Here is a 16,744-nt window from a genome sequence, read left to right on the forward strand (position 1 = left end):
GCCAAGAGGATGGTTCCTTTGAGTATTTTTGAAAAAAATATACAGGGCCATAGGGTTACATTGATAGGAGGTGAATTTTTTGGACAATGAGGCAATTAAACATACAATAGGTAACATTTTTGAAGAGCTTGCCAATGCCCTTGAAACAGGTACTTTGGGTGTTAAAACAAGGGTGGGCGTTACAATACTTGGAAGTGAACTGGGCAGGGAAGAAATATTGGCTGGTGCTGAAAAAGCCCAGAAGGAAAATCCTAGCCTGGAAGTTGTTGTTATAGGCAGTGGAGTACAGACAAATTTAGAGACAATTCCTGCAGAAGATGAAAAAGAAGCCCATGAAAAAATGGGTAAAATGCTTTGCAGTGGTGAACTAAATGCTGCAGTAACAATGCATTATAATTTCCCCATAGGAGTTTCAACAGTGGGAAGAGTAATAACCCCAGGCAGGGGCAAGGAGATGTATATAGCAGCAACCACAGGCACATCTGCTACTGAACGTGTGTCGGCAATGGTCAAAAATGCTGTTTATGGAATGGCCGCTGCAAGGGCATGTGGTAATATTAAACCAACTGTAGGAATATTAAATGTAGATGGAGCCAGACATGTAGAAAGGGTGTTAAGGCAGTTAAAGGATAATGGTTTTCCCATTGAATTTACTGAATCTGCCAGAAGTGATGGTGGAGTGGTGATGCGTGGTAATGACCTTCTCCTGGGTGTTCCTGATATTCTGGTAACAGACAGCTTGACTGGCAATGTACTTATGAAGATGCTTTCTGCTTTTTTAACTGGTGGAAATTATGAGGCAATTGGTTACGGATATGGTCCAGGTATAGGAGAAAAATATGATAGAATCATCTGCATCCTCTCAAGGGCATCTGGAGCTCCAGTAGTTGCAAATGCAATAAAGTATGCTGGTGAGCTGGCACAGGGAAACCTTCTAAAAGAAGCAGATAGCTTGCTTTCCAATGCTAAGAAAGCCGGCTTAAATGAACTTCTTGGTTCAATGGAAAACACCTGTAATGCTGCCAAAGAATCTAATACTGGTCAGGAGATTACACCACCTCCTGCCAAGGTGGTCACTGAGGAAATACCAGGGATAGAGATTTTGGAATTAGATAATGCAGCCCAACTGCTCTGGAAAAACGGCATCTATGCAGCTACGGGCATGGGTTGTACAGGTCCCATTGTACAGGTTGCTGAAGAGGATAAGGAGAAGGCTGTTCAACTCTTAAAAGAAGCCAAATTTATATAAAAAAATCAAATAAAACCATTACTAATCCTATTAGTAGATTTACGACAAATTCCTAATAGGATTTTTTGCTTATAAGTCATTTCTAGCTCAATGAGTCAAAAATAAATTAAAATTTGTCTGAAAAGTAAAAAATTTTAATAATTTCTTCCAAGATGCCCTGGTATAATATTTGCAATATGGTTATTTATGGTTTCTAAAAGGCCAAATTGAGTCCAATTAGACTTGGTTAAGGCAAAATTAGAATAGGAGCCTGCCAAATATTAAACCATGGAGGGGTACAATGAAAAATATGTTATTAAAAAGTAATTTATTAATCAAGTATTCAATTCCCATTCTTCTAATCATAATCTCCCTGCTGTACATGGATTTTGGTTATTTTGAAATGATACTGCTCATTGGAGCTATTGGGGTTGTAATTGTTAGTTTTATAGAAAGCTATAAGAGCAAAGAACTTATAGATATTTCAATTGAGTACTTAAAGAGGGGATCAGTAGGAGATTACATTGTGCTGAAAAAGGGTGTTGAAGTAGGAAAGGATCTCGCCCATATTCTTAAACAAATGAAAACCAATGGAAATGCCAGTAGGGATGCTGTTTATAAAATCCATAAAGAAATTGTTGAAAAAAATAGAGAATTCATTGGCATATCAGTTTTATGGGAACCAAATGCTTTTGATGGGAAAGACAGCAGTTTTGCCAATGTAGACGGGCATGATGACCAGGGAAGGTTTGCTCCGTACTATTACTGGCAGGATGACTGTGTGCATAAAATGTTTTTGCCAAATATTGATGATGAAATGTGGTATCAGCTTCCCAAGAAAAATAAAAAACCATTAATAACTGAGCCTTATGAATATGATCTTGAGGGTAAAAAGGTACTATTAACTACTGTTGCTATCCCTATTATTATTGACAATAAATTTATGGGGATGGTTGGTATTGATATTGAATTGAAAAACATTAAAGAGATACAAAGTGATATTGTATTTTATGAAACAAAATACAGCAATGCTAGCACAGAGCAGATCAAGGAAAAGCTATGTTCTAGAAAGGATGAATACGGTCTCTTAGGAAAAACAATCTGTGCTGCTAACAATAACCAGGGAGAAATACTTAATTATTTATTAAAATCTGTAAACTATTTATCAGATGCATCCAGCAAGTTCATGTCTACATCCAAAGAAACTGCTTTGTCCATTGAAGAGGTTGCAAAAACCATGGAAGGGTTAGCTGCTGCAGCAAGTGAACAAGCTAGACATACAGAAAAAGGATCAGGTGATATAGAGCGACTAGGTGAATATATTGAAAAGAACCAGATGCATTTATTAGAGTTGAATAAGTCAGCTAGTCTAGTTGAACAGATGGAAAATGAGGGTAGTGAGTCTATAAAGGATCTGCTGGAAAAAACCAGGGAAAGAGATGAATATACCCATAAGGTTTATGAAGGAATTCTTAAGACCAATGGGAGTGCAGGGAAGATTAATGCCGCAAGTAAAACCATACAATCTATCTCCGAACAAACCAATCTTCTTGCCCTTAATGCTGCCATAGAAGCAGCTCGTGCAGGAGAAGCTGGCAGAGGTTTTGCAGTAGTTGCTGAAGAAATAAGAAAGCTATCTGAACAATCCAGCCTTTCTACCAGAGAAATAGACCTGGTTGTTGCAGAGCTGCAAAGCAATTCACATAACGCTGTATCCCTAATGGAAAAAAATACTGAAATTGCCAGAAATCAGGAAAAGAGTGTCCGCGTTACAGAAGAAAAATTTAGAAACATTGCAGTTGCTATAGGAAAGACTAAAAAACTCATTGCTGAACTAAATAGATCTGGCAAGGAAATGTTTGATAATAAGGCAACAATAATGGACACCATACAAAACCTCTCTGCAATTGCTCAAGAAAATGCTGCAAGTATACAACAGGTCTCTGCGTCGACCCAAGAGCAATCATTTGCAATCCAAGAGGTTGCAAGGTATGCGAAAGAATTAGACGACTTGGCTGATGAACTGCAGCAAGCATGTGCCCAGTTTAAATCGTAGAGTTTCTAGCTAACATTAAGGCCTAGTGTAGGTTAAATCCTTCAATGGGCCTTTTTGTTTAGTAAATCAGAACCAATATAAGAACATTTTACAAATAAATACATAAAATGTAACATCCAGACAGATGGCAGTGCCAGAAGGCACACACTAAAGGGGTGTGACATTAATGTTAAGCAAAAAAAGAGTAATTATTTTGTACAAGTCAGCTTCAATTTCAAAGCTTAAAGAACATGCTAAAGATCTAGAAGCAAAATTTGGGGCAATACATGTAAAGATTCATCCAATCATTAATGGCGTTTCATGTTTCATGCCAAGGGAAGATAGTTTTAAAGTATTGGAGGTTGACCCCAATATTGATAAAATTGAAAATGATATAACAATTTCATTACCCAAACCGGCTGAGAAAAGCAAAACAAGGCAAAGAAGCTGGTGGAACCCAACACAAAACTGGGGGTATGAAAGACAAGTAATTCCTCAGGGTGCGCAGAAAATTGGAGCAAACACTATCTGGAATATTTCAACAGGAAGATTTGTTAAAGTGGCTGTGTTGGATACAGGGATTGAAATAGGGCATCCTGACTTGAGAAACAATCTAAAAAGGGGGATTAATATAATTAACCCTTATGTAGTCCCCGATGACGATAATGGACATGGAACCCATGTGGCAGGAACAATTGGAGCTGCAGATAATGGTTATGGTGTAGTGGGAATATCTCCAAATGTATACCTGATTCCTGTTAAGGTTTTAGATAGCAGGGGCAGGGGTACCCTTACAGACCTTATAGATGGATTACACTGGTGTATTGAAAATGATATGCAAGTTATAAACATGAGCCTGGGAACAAGTTTGTACAGTGAGGCATTTACAAGGGCAGTAAAGAAGGTATATCATGCTGGTATTGTAATGGTTGCAGCAGTTGGAAACGATGGTTTTGATGAACGAATAGATTTCCCGGCAGCTTATAGAGAAACTATAGCTGTTGGTGCAATCACATCAACCAATACTCGTGCCCCCTATAGCAATGGTGGAAAGGAACTCAATTTAATGGCGCCGGGTAGTGGAATACTATCATCAACAAGGGGCGGAACATATGGATATATGAGCGGAACATCAATGGCAACAGCCCATGTTTCAGGCGTGGCGGCTCTAATGCTGCAAATTAACTCAAGATTGAGGCCTTTTCAGACAGGAAATATTCTAGCAAGCTCTGTAGAAAAATTACGAGAATTAACACCGAATCAGCAGGGCTCTGGGCTTGTAAGAGCGAATAAGGCTGTAGAAAGAGTAAAAAAGGTATAGCCTGGGCTTTAAAAAATGGGCATAAAGTCTGTACTATTTATGCCGATAAATATATAGAACAGTAAGTAATTTCAACTTCGCATGTGACAAAGGGTGAGAAAAAAAGCCCTTAAGGGCTTAAATTATTAAATGGTGCCGAAGATCGGAGTCGAACCGATACGTTGTTGCCAACGCTGGATTTTGAGTCCAGTGCGTCTGCCAGTTCCGCCACTTCGGCCTATATTAATTTGCAACTGCATTAGCTATATTAACATGGATTTAGAATGGTGTCAATATAGAATAAATACCCTGGAGGCTAGATAAAGTGAAACCATTGAGAATAGCATTACTTTTAATCTTAATACTGCTTTTCAGTACTGGATGCAGCTTGCCTTTTTTTGGGGGAGGTCAGGAGGAGAATTTGCCTATAGATGTTTATTATATTATGGGTACTATTTTAGATAAACCAAACGAAGAGTATGTTTTAGTTGGAACATCAATTATTTCAGGTATGGTAAGGGTTAGTCCGGTCTTGTGGCAGCAATTGCAGCCTGGGGATGTTGTTGAGACTGTGATTACTTTGAACAGTATTATAAGTGCTAATTTGCCAGGGGATGTTTATGGAAAAGTAGCATATTCTGGACCAAGCTATGATACTGTTGGTTTTGTAACCAATAAGGTTCAAGATGCGGCGGGATATGCCCTGATGGTAGGTTCAGAAAAGATTTCAGGTGCCTATTATGTTGATGAGCTGATATGGAATTCATTAAATCAAGGTGATGAAGTAAAGGTATTCTATAACCTTCAGGGTATACAAGGAATAGTTTCTAATTAATACCAAGTAGTATCGTAAATTGTTTAACCGTTACTAGCAGGAAAAGGTCAGTTCCATTGCGAAGGTATAGAGGGTTTAAAGATGTGAAATGATCTTTAAACCCTTTTATAATTTAAGCAAATCTGAGTTTGATTAGAAAGCTTAAGTAAAATATTTTCAGATAAAGATTTTACAGGTATAATTGCATTAGCTTCAAGCAAGCAAGAAAGCTGGTGACATGAACAAGGAAATTATTTGTAAGACCATGGATAAGATAAGAGTGAAATACGGTTTTGGAAGTATCAAACGGGGTCTTTGGGGGGGAGATAATGGTTCCAGATAATATAATAGTACAACAAATAAAAGAAGGAAAGACTGAATCCTTTGAAATATTAGTTGAGCGATATCAAAAACAAGTTTACAATATAGCCTATCGGTATACAGGAAGCCGGGATGATGCCTATGATCTTTCACAGGAAGCATTTTTAAAGGCATATAGAGGCATTAAAAACTTTAGACAGGATTCTTCATTTAAAACATGGATTTATCATATTACAGCCAATGTATGTAGGGACTATTTAAGAAAAGGCAGAAAATTCCAGGAGGTTTCAATTGATGAACCTGTACATGGTAATGATGGAGATATGGAAAAGCAATTGACAGCCAATTCCAGGGGTCCTGATGAGGCTTATGAGAGTAAAGAACTATCTGAATTTATTCAGTCTTTGATTAATGATCTGCAGCAGGAATATAAAGAGATTATAGTGTTGCGGGAGATGCAGCAGTTGTCTTATGAAGAGATAGCAAATGTTTTAAATTGTTCAATTGGTACAGTAAAATCCAGACTAAATAGAGCAAGAAAAATTTTAAAGGATAGAATTATCGTAGCTGGGGAACAATTAAAGGTTGAACTACGTCAAACAAAGTAGAAAGGGGGGAGCCAGATGAATTGTGAGCATATACAGGAATTACTGTCAATGTATATTGATGAAGAAACAACAACTGAAGAGAGCAACAGGATAAAAGAGCATCTTAGCAGCTGTGAGGAATGTCAAAAAGAATATGAAGAATTAAAAACAGTACTAAGCCTATTTAATACTCTGGAGCCAATAGAGCCCCCTGAAGATTTAAAAAGGTCTATAATGGCCAAGGTCAGAAATGAGAGTCCGCCAAAACCATGGCTTTCTTCAATAAAAAATAGATGGGTTTCTTTGGGTGCAACGGCGGCAGTAATATTTATCATTGTTGGAGCCGTTGGTATATCTAACTTGCTGAGCAATACAATTTTTATGGGCTCAGCTCCCAAGTCTGATTCAAAGTCTGAAGAGGTAGGCATGATGGCCAAGGAGGGTACCACAGAGGGTGCTTTTGAAGGAGTTGAGGCAGAGGATAAAACCATAAGTGGTTATGGTGATAAACAAGCTCCTGCTTTAATACAGGAAGGAACTACAGATGATCAACTAAAGGATGATCAAACCAAAGAAATCAGAATGTACAGCACCAATGGAAGCAGAAAGCTAGATGTGGAAGCATGTGTTAAGGATGATGGGACCCTGCAAGATGTAAAGATATATAAGGAAGCATTATCTTTAACTGTGACAGATTTAGATGCTTCTCTAGAATATATTAAAAGCATGCTAGGTAGTACAGCAATGGTGCAAAAATATAAACAGGAAGCAATAATATTGACCTGGTCAGAAAAAGATCAAACACAGCTTATTGATAGTCTTGGAGAACTAGGTGTAATTGAGATGGAAAATTCCTATAACACAGATTGTATAGAGGAATTTAACAGATTAGAAATTGAGAAAGAAAAGCTCTTGAACGATATGAATGAAAAGTCGTATGGCTACGAGCAGAAGCTAAAGCTGCAAAAAGATCTGGAAAGCATTCAATGGCAGATTGACAACATTGGTACTTTAGAGATAGCAAATATAGTCATGTATGAAATAAGGGTTATAGAAAAGTAATTGTTTTATTCGGTACAGCAGGAATTATTCCAGCAGCTACCGAATTTTTATATGTTAGATATAAGCCAATAATTATTGTTACAGATGATAAGGGAATAATACAAAAGAGGTGAAATACTTGAGTGATAAATTTTTAATAATAGATGGAAGCAGCCTGGTACATAGAGCTTTTTATGCCCTGCCTATCCTCACCAACAGGGAGGGTGTATTTACCAATGCTGTTTATGGTTTTACAAACATGATTTTAAAGATTATTCATGAGGAAAAACCAAAATACATTGCAGTTGCCTTTGATAAAGGGAAAATCACCTTCAGAAATGAAACATTTAAGGAGTATAAGGGTCATAGGAAAGCCACTCCTCCTGAGCTTAAGCCCCAGTTTCCCCTTGTTCAAAAAATCCTAGAAGCATTAAACATTGCCTTTTTTGAATTGGACAACTATGAGGCGGATGATATTATTGGAACCTTTGCCAGGCTTGGCGAAAAAGATGGACTGACAAATATTATAGTTAGTGGAGACAAGGATACCCTTCAGCTCATATCAGAAAAAACCAGGGTCCTTCTAACAAAAAAAGGAATAAGCCAAACAGAGTATATAGACTTGGCTAAGCTTAAAGAAATGTATGAGCTAACACCACGGCAAATGGCTGATTTAAAGGGACTAATGGGTGATCAATCTGATAATATACCAGGTGTGCCCTCTGTGGGTGAAAAGACAGCCTTAAAGCTTTTAAAACAATTTGGAACCATTGAGGGAATTTATGACAATATTGATCAAATTAAAGGAGATAAGCTAAAAGCCAATTTGCTTGAAAATATGGACAAGGCTTTTTTAAGTAAAGAGCTTGCTATTATTGAATGCTGTGTTCCCATGGCCATAAACATACAGGAGTGTTTGTACCAAAAACCTAACTACAAGCAATTACTAAGCTTATTTAAAGAGCTGGAGTTTAACAGTCTGGTTGGTAAATTCCTTGAAGAAATGGAGCCCGACATTAGTGAGAGCCTTACACAAAGGCTTTCGGTCAAAGAGTTTATTAGCAACTACAATCAGAAGAAGTCAGTTTCACTTATTTTAGAATTGTGCGGAGACAAAACAGACCCTCAGTTTGCGTCTGCCGTAATGGTACAGGCAGGCCTGGCAGCCAGCTTTGAATCCTCCCACGAAAAGGAATTTATTGAGTTTCTGCAAAACCATCCCCAAATAGATCTTATAGTCCATGACTTTAAAGATTTGTACAAATATTTTAAGTTTCAAGGCATACCAGTAAAAAGAGCACAGGATATTCAAATTGCAGCCTATCTTTTAAACCCTGCCCGTTCAAGTTATGGGATAGAGGAATTGGCTCTGGAATACTTAAACTCAGCCCTGGCTGAGGGCAGTGATCCCATTTATAATGCCATAGAAAAAGCAGCTGCCCTTCTGGAGCTTTTTATAAAACTTAAGGAACAACTAGTAGAAAATAATTTATACGATCTGTACCTTAATATAGAACTCCCCCTTATAACCATATTGGCTGATATGGAATTAGCAGGCGTTACTGTTGAGAAAAATGTTCTTGAGGAAATGGGACGAAAATTAGAACAAAAGTTAGAGCAGCTTACTAAAGACATTTTCACCCTGGCTGGTGAAGAATTTAATATTAACTCCCCAAAGCAGCTTGGTACTATACTTTTTGAAAAAATGGACCTGCCAGGGGGGAAGAAAACAAAAACAGGATATTCCACTAATGCAGAGGTATTAGAGCAGATTACCCATCCCATTGGAGAAAAGCTCCTGGAGTATCGACAGCTTACAAAGCTCAAGGGTACATATATTGAAGGTCTAAAGGAGATTATTAATGAAAGAACAGGGAAAATACACACCACCTTCAAGCAGACAATAACAGCAACAGGGAGATTAAGCAGCGTAGAACCTAACCTGCAGAATATTCCCATCCGGCTTGAGGAAGGAAGAGTGTTAAGAAAGGCATTTGTTCCATCTAAAAAGGGTAATGTACTTATTGCAGCAGATTATTCCCAGATTGAATTGAGGATATTAGCCCACTTATCCAGGGATGAAAACCTCATGGATGCATTTAAAAAGGGTCAGGATATTCATACAAGAACAGCTGCTGAGGTTTTTGGAGTTCCTATGGAAAGTGTAACATCCCAGATGAGAAGAAGTGCCAAGGCAGTTAATTTTGGCATCGTATATGGAATTAGTGATTTTGGGCTTTCGCGTGACCTGGGAATAACTCGTAAGGAAGCAAAAATGTATATTGAAGAGTATTTTAAACGATACCAGGGTGTACATACATATATTAATGATACTATTGCAAAGGCTAGAGAAAATGGTTATGTAACCACCCTTCTCAATAGAAGAAGATACCTGCCAGATATTTTTAGCCCCAATAAAATGGTTAGGGCTTTTGGGGAAAGGACTGCAATGAACACGCCAATTCAGGGGAGTGCTGCTGATATTATTAAAATAGCCATGATCAAATGTCATGAATTCATTAATGAACAGGGCCTTCCCATTGAAATGCTTTTACAGGTACATGATGAGCTTATCTTTGAATGCCCGAAAACAATATATAAAGAGGCCGCTGCTTCAATAGTAAAGCTTATGGAAAATGCTTATGAGCTTGAAGTACCCTTAACTGTAGATGCAAAATATGGTTTGAACTGGTATGATTTAAAGAGCATAGAATAATAAGGTGGTGGAAGTAAATTGCCTGAATTACCGGAAGTTGAAACAATAAGAAGGAGCCTTGAAGAAAAAATAAGTGGCTTGACTATAATTGGCGTTGATGTATACCTGGAGAAGGTTGTTAAGGAACCTGCTAATATAGACAGTTTCAAGGAACAAGTTATTGGCAAGAAGATAGAAAGACTGGACAGAAGAGGGAAATATCTTTTATTATGCTTATCAGATGGATACGTTATAGTAATCCATTTGCGCATGACCGGACGATTATTGTATGTTGCCCAATATGAAGATGTAACAAAGCATACCCATTTAATATTTCAGGTTAGCAATAACTATCATTTGCGGTTTGTGGATATTAGACAATTTGGAACCATTTACCTCTTAAAAGAAGACGAGTTAGAAACTATTAAGGGCCTGGCTGTCCTTGGCCCTGAACCTTTATCAGAGAACTTTACTGTGGAGTTCTTGAAGGAAAGACTAAACAAAAAAACAAAAAAAATTAAGCAGGTTCTTCTGGATCAAGATGTGGTAGCTGGTTTAGGGAATATCTATGCAGATGAGGTCTTATTTGAATCAAGGATACTCCCCGATAGAAGGGTAAACACACTTACAGAAGATGAAATATACAGACTGTATCACAGTATTGTCAAAATAATTAAGGAAGCCATTTGTCATAGGGGAACTAGTTTTAGGGACTATGTGGATGGTGAAGGGGAAAAGGGTGACCATCAAAACTACCTAAAAGTCTATCAAAGAACTGATCAAACCTGCAATCGCTGTCAATGCCACATTAAAAAGGAAAAGATAGCTGGCAGAAGCAGTCATTTTTGCCCTGGATGCCAGAACTAGATTAATTTTTCCCATACATGCACCTCTAGCCTTCCGAAGCATATGATGTAATTATCATAATGTAGACACGGGAGGCGAAAGTCTTGGAAATATTATCTGTCATCTTGTTCTCATTGGCAGTTAGTGTTGATGGATTTGGTGTGGGTCTGGCATATGGCATGAGGAGTATCCGTATTTCTTTAATACCACTCCTGGTAATTTGCATAACATCTGCTGCAGCCATAACCATATCCATGTATTTTGGCACCCTTGTGGCGTCTTTATTCACACCTGAGACTGCTGGTAGATTAGGTGCTTTTATATTAATAGCAGTTGGCTTTTGGATTATTTTTGAGGCCTGGTCAAAGTGGAAAAAAGTTAATGAACCTAATATTAAAGAGAAAAAGGATCCTTGTTTAATGCGTTTTAGAATACCGGGGCTTGGCATTGTAATTCAAATATTAAAGGAGCCTGAAGAGGCTGACTTTGATAGATCTGGGAATATTAACTCTAAAGAAGCCTTGTTTTTAGGTTTTGCCCTTGCAATGGATGCCCTGGGAGCAGGCTTTGGAGCTGCAGTGGCGGGCTATCAAATGTTTTTGGTACCTATATTTGTAGGAATTTTTAAGTTTGTATTAGTCTCAACAGGCTTGTGGCTTGGTCAAAGGAGCTGCATAAGCAGTTTAGGAATAACCGGCTCCCTGCTGCCAGGTGTAATTTTGATCATGTTAGGAATATCACAGTTTTAGGAGGCAGTATGAAGGTAATAGGTCTTACAGGTGGAATTGCCAGTGGAAAATCCACAGTAGCCTCAATTCTTGCTGAATTTGGGGCTACTATAATTGATGCAGATAAGGTTGCCAGAGACGTGGTAGAGCCTGGACAGCCTGCCTGGCGCGACATACGCAAAGCATTTGGTGAGGATGCTTTGCTTGCTGATGGCAGTTTAAATAGGCAATGGCTGGGGAATTTAATCTTTAATGATCCAACAAAAAGGCAGATGTTAAACTCCATTATACATCCAAGAATTATAGAAGAATGTCAAAAAATACTTGAGCATTACAAACAAGCTGGTGAAAAGGCAGTAATCCTCGAGGTTCCCCTGCTCATAGAAACGGGAATGGATACCATGGTAGATGAGGTGTGGCTGGTAGCTGTTGAAGTTGAAACCCAAATAAGCAGGCTAATTAAGAGAGATGGTCTGTCAAGGGGACAAGCATTAAAAAGAATAGAATCCCAGATGTCCTTGGAGGAGAAAATCCCAAAGGCAGACATAATCATAGATGGCCAGTTGACTATTAATAAATTAAGATCCTACCTAAAAACTTTATGGAATAATATTTTAGCAATTGGAGTAGAGGTAAAGGAGAAGGATTAGAAAATGTAGTGAGGGGAATGAACTGATACTTGGGATTTATAAAAAAGCTCTTATTTTTAATTTTTATTTCAATAATATTTCTATATGCATTAGTACCAATTGGTCTTAGGTTGTGGTTTCCCTATTATCACCGGGAAGCTATAGAATTTTATTCTAATCAGTATGACCTTGACCCTCTTTTTGTGGCCTCAATAATCAGGGTCGAGAGCAAATTTGATACCATGGCTGAATCTGTAAAAGGAGCAAAGGGATTGATGCAGTTAATGCCGGAAACAGCAGAGTGGGTAAGTCAGCAGATAAATGTACCCTATGATGTACAAAAGCTTTATGAACCTGATTATAATATTAGGCTCGGCTGCTGGTATTTGGCCAATTTAAGGAATGAATTTGACAATAACACCAACCTTGTCCTTGCAGCCTATAATGGAGGAAGAGGCAATGTAAAAAAATGGATAGACACAGGTGTATGGCAGGGTGATGAAAGGGATATAGATAAAATACCATTTAAAGAAACTAGAGACTATGTAAGGAGAGTTAATGCTGCATATAAAGTGTACCAAAAACTTTATGGAAAATAGTTGTTAAAAAGAGGTTTTTAGAAAAGTTTAACGAAAAATAACCTGATATAAATAAACCTGGCCTATATGGTTGCAGATATTTTGTTTAGTGAACGGAGTGATGGCTTTGGAAAGAAATGAAGTAAATTCCCTGGAGCAGGTGAAAAAATTAAAAATAGAAAAGGATAGGCCTTTTTTTTCAGCTCAGCACGAGGAAATAGCCAATGGAGCAGTTTCGGACATATATTTCATAAGAACCAATGAAATACTTAAGAAACAGGGCCTGTTAGAAACAACAGTTACAGCTGAGGTATTCCCCAGGAGAGATGGAGTTTTGGCAGGCATTGAAGAGGTTAAAAACCTTCTTAGTGGGAAAAACATTAAGGTTTGGGCTTTAAAAGAAGGACATGCCTTTAAAGCTAAAGATGTGGTTATGAGAATAGAAGGAGCCTATGGCGAATTTGGAATACATGAGACTGCCCTCTTGGGAATACTTGCACATTCTAGTGGGTGGGCAACAGCTGCCCACGAAATCAAGCAAATTGTAAAAGAAAAACCTTTTTTTTCCTTTGGTGCAAGACATGTTCACCCCAGTGTAGCTCCTGTTATGGATAGGGCTGCCCTTATTGGAGGTGCCAGTGGTGCCAGCTGTATTTTAGGTGCCAAGCTTTTTGGTGTTGAACCAGTTGGAACGGCTCCCCATACGCTTTTTTTGATTGTTGGAGATACAGTGAAAGCGGCTCAAGCTTACGACAAGCATATGCCAGAGGACGCATTACGCTTGATGTTGGTTGACACTTTTAAAGACGAGGCTGAGGAGGCCTTAAGAGTTGCCGGTGCCTTAAAGGAAAAGCTTTATGGCATTAGACTTGACACACCTAGTGAGCGTGGAGGCGTAAGACCCGAGCTTATAAGAGAAGTACGTGCACGATTAGATCAAGCAGGCTTTCAGCATGTGAAGATTTTTGTTTCAGGAGGACTGACTCCAGAAAGAATAGAAAAACACATTGAGGCTGGAGCCGACGCTTTTGGTGTAGGAAGCTACATTTCAGGCAGACCGCCAATTGACATGACCATGGATATTAAAGAAATTAATGGAAAGCCTGCGGCCAAAAGAGGAAGAATACCTGGAAGAACTGCAGTAGAAGGAATCGAAAGAATATTATAAAGGAATAATATGATTAAATGGTTAAAAGTGCATTTAATTATTTAGTATATGATTTTATACAGGGCAAAAACTAGAGTTAATATGATTAACCCTGAAATGGGGGATGAAATGATTGATTTAAGATATCATATAGCTACAGTTGCTGCCCTTTTTCTTGCTTTGGGACTTGGAATATTTATTGGAAGTACTGTGATAAGTGATGGTATTTTAATTAAAGAGCAGGAGCAATTAATTGTCCGCCTTGAAAAGGAATTTGATAAGCTGCGGGATGATAATCGTTCTTTAAAAGCAAGTGTGATAAGCCTTCAAGAAAGCTTAAATGCATATGACGAATTAGGAAAGGAAATTTTTCCGGTACTAGCCCAAAACAAGTTAGCTAGAAAAAGTGTTGGGCTTATTATTACAAACCCAGACTTTAACCCAGAAGAGTTTATTGGAGTGCTAATGGAAGCTGGAGTAGAAAAGGTACACCAGGTACGGATTACAAAAGAGTTTTTTTTCAATAAGCAAAGTGAAAATATAGTGCCTGATATTATAGCTATTATTGCGGGGGTCTTTGTATCTCTTGGGCAGGAACAAACGTCAGGAGAATTGATTGGATCAAAATTTGTTAATGGCAGTATGGCAGGCCCTGTTGACTATCTATTAATCATTGGAGGCCATACCATAAATACAAGTATAGATTATGCAAAACTTTTGGATATGCCCCTGGTAAAGGAAATTATGAAATTAGAGATACCAATTATTGGCGTTCAGCCCAAAAATGTGAAATTGAGTTATATTCCTACTTACAAAGCTTTAGGAATACCTACAGTTGAAGATCTTGATACATTTATAGGCAAGGTCAAGCTAATTCAGCTTTTGGAGCAATAAGTTTTATCAATGGTTCTTCATCAATGGTTTTTTATCATTTACATGCTAAAAATAATCTGTTATAATACCTTTTGAGTAATGCGAGAGTGCTGGAATCGGCAGACAGGCATGTTTGAGGGGCATGTGTTCATTAGGGCGTGCGGGTTCAAGTCCCGCCTCTCGCACCATTATAAATAAAATCCTTATAAATTAAGGTCTTGCCAAATTGGTGATTGTAATTTTATCATCAAATACATGCAGGATTTTTTTATTGCACGGATCTTTCCATATCCTTCAGAATTATTGGAAAGATTGGTTTATATTTACATGCTGCAGGCCATTTACCAGAACATATGTACGTGGTATAATTGAAACAGAACATATGTTTTGGAGGGCGGTTTAAAAGATGGAGGATAGGATTATAATGCATGTAGATATTAACTTTGCATTTTTGGCAATGGAGGCTGCTTATCGTTTGCAATGTGGAGAAACGCTAGATATTCGTACCATTCCATCTGTAATAGGAGGCAATGAAGAAACCCGGCATGGCATAGTACTGGCAAAATCCAACCTGGCAAAAAAGGCCGGGATAAAAACAGGAGAAAGCCTTTGGAACGCCAGATTAAAATGCCCTGGCTTGCTTGTAATTCCTCCAAACTACAAATTATATATCAAGGCAAGTAAAGCGTTAACTGAAATATTAAAAAGGTTTGCACCAGTTGTTGAACAATTTTCTATTGATGAAGCCTGGATGGATTATACAAATATGGACAAAAACTTTGGCTATTATTATACTAGAGCAATTGAACTTAAAGAGACAATTAAAAAAGAGCTTGGCTTTACAGTAAGTGTGGGGATTTCTTCAAACAAAATATTAAGTAAAATGGCTTCAGATTTGAAAAAGCCTGATGCTGTCACTACCCTGTTTCCCAATGAAATAAAAGTGAAGATGTGGCCTTTACCGGTGGAAGATCTGTTTATGGTTGGTTCCAAAACAAAAAAGAAGCTCAATGATTTAAACATTAAGAACATTGGCCAATTAGCTGCATCTGATCCTCAATTAATCTATGAAAAATTAAAATCACATGGGTTGCTTATCCATGGTTATGCCAATGGGATAGACAATTCACCAGTTAGAATGGGTCAGCGCTTTGAAATGAAGGGCATAGGTAACTCATCCACATCATCAAAAGATTTAACAACCAGGCAAGAGGTTGTACTTTTTATTCGCTCCCTGGTTGAAACCATGGCAAATCGAATGCGAGAGGCAGGTAAAATGGGCAGGGTATTTTCTTTGGGCCTACGCACATCCGGTTTTATGTATTATTCTCATCAAATTAAATATCCTGTGCCAACAAACATTACTTCTGAAATTATGGAAATTTATGAAAGGTTATTAGATGAATTATGGAAGAAGGAACCTTTAAGGCATTTGGGAGTAAGAACTTCAGAGCTTTATGACGAATACAGTTATCAACTAACCTTTTTTGATAATCCTAGAAGAGAAAAACTAAAAGCATTAGATCGAACTATAGATGAATTAAGGGATAGATATGGCAGCAATTCTATTTTTTCTGCAAGTTTTATTAACAGTGGTTTAAGGTGTTTAAATGGCGGTTATCCGGAAGATGAATATCCTCCAATGAGCAGTATGCTATAAGAATGCAGGGGAGGTGAGTGAATGAAAAATTTACTTGTAGATGTTTTAGGGTTATATTTAGCCAATGGTAAAATTAAACCTCTGAGATTTAAATATGATGATCAGTTGGTAGCTGTGCAAAAGATATTAAAGGTGGAAGTGGAAAATATTGCAGGAAACAAAAGGGTGGTATTTACATGTTTACATGTAAATAACCATACACGTTTTACATATCAATTAAAATATGAAATAGAAAGTCTTAAATGGTACTTGTTCTATTAAA

The 16,744-nt window shown here is 37.8% G+C and carries 15 protein-coding genes and 2 tRNA genes; 16 read left to right on the forward strand and 1 reads right to left on the reverse strand.

The window, feature by feature from the left end:
* Positions 1 to 70 precede the first annotated feature (70 nt).
* The 3 genes from grdD to K364_RS24000 all read left to right on the forward strand — a co-directional run bounded on the left by grdD (position 71) and on the right by K364_RS24000 (position 4,584).
* On the forward strand, positions 71 to 1,249 hold the full coding sequence (gene grdD / locus K364_RS0112555; protein ID WP_422857225.1) for a glycine/sarcosine/betaine reductase complex component C subunit alpha: 1,179 nt from the start codon (positions 71 to 73) through the stop codon (positions 1,247 to 1,249).
* A gap of 280 nt (positions 1,250 to 1,529) precedes the next feature.
* On the forward strand, positions 1,530 to 3,284 hold the full coding sequence (locus tag K364_RS0112560; RefSeq protein ID WP_028308312.1) for a methyl-accepting chemotaxis protein: 1,755 nt from the start codon (positions 1,530 to 1,532) through the stop codon (positions 3,282 to 3,284).
* Positions 3,285 to 3,450: 166 nt separating this feature from the next.
* Positions 3,451 to 4,584, forward strand: a complete 1,134-nt coding sequence (locus tag K364_RS24000) for a S8 family peptidase (RefSeq protein ID WP_051534045.1) — start codon at positions 3,451 to 3,453, stop codon at positions 4,582 to 4,584.
* A 130-nt stretch (positions 4,585 to 4,714) separates the two neighbouring features.
* Here the strand turns inward: K364_RS24000 and K364_RS0112570 are convergent.
* Positions 4,715 to 4,801 (reverse strand) — tRNA-Leu (locus tag K364_RS0112570).
* Positions 4,802 to 4,888: 87 nt separating this feature from the next.
* On the opposite strand from K364_RS0112570, the gene K364_RS0112575 reads away from it, so the two are divergent.
* The 13 genes from K364_RS0112575 to K364_RS0112635 all read left to right on the forward strand — a co-directional run bounded on the left by K364_RS0112575 (position 4,889) and on the right by K364_RS0112635 (position 16,743).
* The gene (locus K364_RS0112575; protein ID WP_028308313.1) at positions 4,889 to 5,398 is read left to right on the forward strand and encodes a hypothetical protein; all 510 of its coding nucleotides are present in this window, start codon (positions 4,889 to 4,891) and stop codon (positions 5,396 to 5,398) included.
* Between the two features lie 308 nt (positions 5,399 to 5,706).
* Positions 5,707 to 6,306, forward strand: coding sequence for an RNA polymerase sigma factor (locus tag K364_RS0112580; protein WP_242841701.1), 600 nt, complete (start codon positions 5,707 to 5,709; stop codon positions 6,304 to 6,306).
* Positions 6,307 to 6,321: 15 nt separating this feature from the next.
* A complete protein-coding gene (locus K364_RS0112585; RefSeq protein ID WP_028308315.1) occupies positions 6,322 to 7,347 on the forward strand; it encodes a zf-HC2 domain-containing protein in 1,026 nt (341 codons plus the stop codon).
* Positions 7,348 to 7,456: 109 nt separating this feature from the next.
* A complete protein-coding gene (gene polA / locus K364_RS0112590) occupies positions 7,457 to 10,042 on the forward strand; it encodes a DNA polymerase I (RefSeq protein ID WP_028308316.1) in 2,586 nt (861 codons plus the stop codon).
* Between the two features lie 18 nt (positions 10,043 to 10,060).
* On the forward strand, positions 10,061 to 10,888 hold the full coding sequence (gene mutM / locus K364_RS0112595) for a DNA-formamidopyrimidine glycosylase (RefSeq protein WP_028308317.1): 828 nt from the start codon (positions 10,061 to 10,063) through the stop codon (positions 10,886 to 10,888).
* Between the two features lie 83 nt (positions 10,889 to 10,971).
* A complete protein-coding gene (ytaF, locus tag K364_RS0112600) occupies positions 10,972 to 11,616 on the forward strand; it encodes a sporulation membrane protein YtaF (RefSeq protein ID WP_028308318.1) in 645 nt (214 codons plus the stop codon).
* A gap of 8 nt (positions 11,617 to 11,624) precedes the next feature.
* A complete protein-coding gene (coaE, locus tag K364_RS0112605; protein WP_028308319.1) occupies positions 11,625 to 12,245 on the forward strand; it encodes a dephospho-CoA kinase in 621 nt (206 codons plus the stop codon).
* A 29-nt stretch (positions 12,246 to 12,274) separates the two neighbouring features.
* Positions 12,275 to 12,823, forward strand: coding sequence for a lytic transglycosylase domain-containing protein (locus K364_RS0112610; RefSeq protein ID WP_028308320.1), 549 nt, complete (start codon positions 12,275 to 12,277; stop codon positions 12,821 to 12,823).
* A 100-nt stretch (positions 12,824 to 12,923) separates the two neighbouring features.
* Positions 12,924 to 13,970, forward strand: coding sequence for a nicotinate phosphoribosyltransferase (locus K364_RS0112615; protein WP_035269242.1), 1,047 nt, complete (start codon positions 12,924 to 12,926; stop codon positions 13,968 to 13,970).
* Between the two features lie 108 nt (positions 13,971 to 14,078).
* Complete coding sequence (locus K364_RS0112620) at positions 14,079 to 14,843, forward strand: copper transporter (RefSeq protein WP_028308322.1); 765 nt, start codon at positions 14,079 to 14,081, stop codon at positions 14,841 to 14,843.
* Positions 14,844 to 14,923: 80 nt separating this feature from the next.
* Positions 14,924 to 15,010: transfer RNA gene (locus K364_RS0112625), tRNA-Leu, on the forward strand.
* Positions 15,011 to 15,228: 218 nt separating this feature from the next.
* Complete coding sequence (locus K364_RS0112630; RefSeq protein ID WP_028308323.1) at positions 15,229 to 16,482, forward strand: DNA polymerase Y family protein; 1,254 nt, start codon at positions 15,229 to 15,231, stop codon at positions 16,480 to 16,482.
* A 21-nt stretch (positions 16,483 to 16,503) separates the two neighbouring features.
* The gene (locus K364_RS0112635) at positions 16,504 to 16,743 is read left to right on the forward strand and encodes a hypothetical protein (RefSeq protein WP_028308324.1); all 240 of its coding nucleotides are present in this window, start codon (positions 16,504 to 16,506) and stop codon (positions 16,741 to 16,743) included.
* Position 16,744: the final 1 nt, after the last annotated feature.

This window comes from Desulfitibacter alkalitolerans DSM 16504, assembly GCF_000620305.1.
Lineage (GTDB): Bacteria > Bacillota > DSM-16504 > Desulfitibacterales > Desulfitibacteraceae > Desulfitibacter > Desulfitibacter alkalitolerans.

Excerpts from the sequence above, each read along its gene's own strand:
- K364_RS0112560 (WP_028308312.1), top strand. The coding sequence starts at position 1,530 with ATGAAAAATATGTTATTAAAAAGTAATTTATTAATCAAGTATTCAATT.
- K364_RS0112635 (WP_028308324.1), top strand. The coding sequence starts at position 16,504 with ATGAAAAATTTACTTGTAGATGTTTTAGGGTTATATTTAGCCAATGGT.
- K364_RS0112580 (WP_242841701.1), top strand. The coding sequence starts at position 5,707 with ATGGTTCCAGATAATATAATAGTACAACAAATAAAAGAAGGAAAGACT.
- K364_RS0112620 (WP_028308322.1), top strand. The coding sequence starts at position 14,079 with ATGATTGATTTAAGATATCATATAGCTACAGTTGCTGCCCTTTTTCTT.
- K364_RS0112630 (WP_028308323.1), top strand. The coding sequence starts at position 15,229 with ATGGAGGATAGGATTATAATGCATGTAGATATTAACTTTGCATTTTTG.
- K364_RS24000 (WP_051534045.1), top strand. The coding sequence starts at position 3,451 with ATGTTAAGCAAAAAAAGAGTAATTATTTTGTACAAGTCAGCTTCAATT.
- K364_RS0112615 (WP_035269242.1), top strand. The coding sequence starts at position 12,924 with ATGGCTTTGGAAAGAAATGAAGTAAATTCCCTGGAGCAGGTGAAAAAA.
- K364_RS0112585 (WP_028308315.1), top strand. The coding sequence starts at position 6,322 with ATGAATTGTGAGCATATACAGGAATTACTGTCAATGTATATTGATGAA.
- coaE (WP_028308319.1), top strand. The coding sequence starts at position 11,625 with ATGAAGGTAATAGGTCTTACAGGTGGAATTGCCAGTGGAAAATCCACA.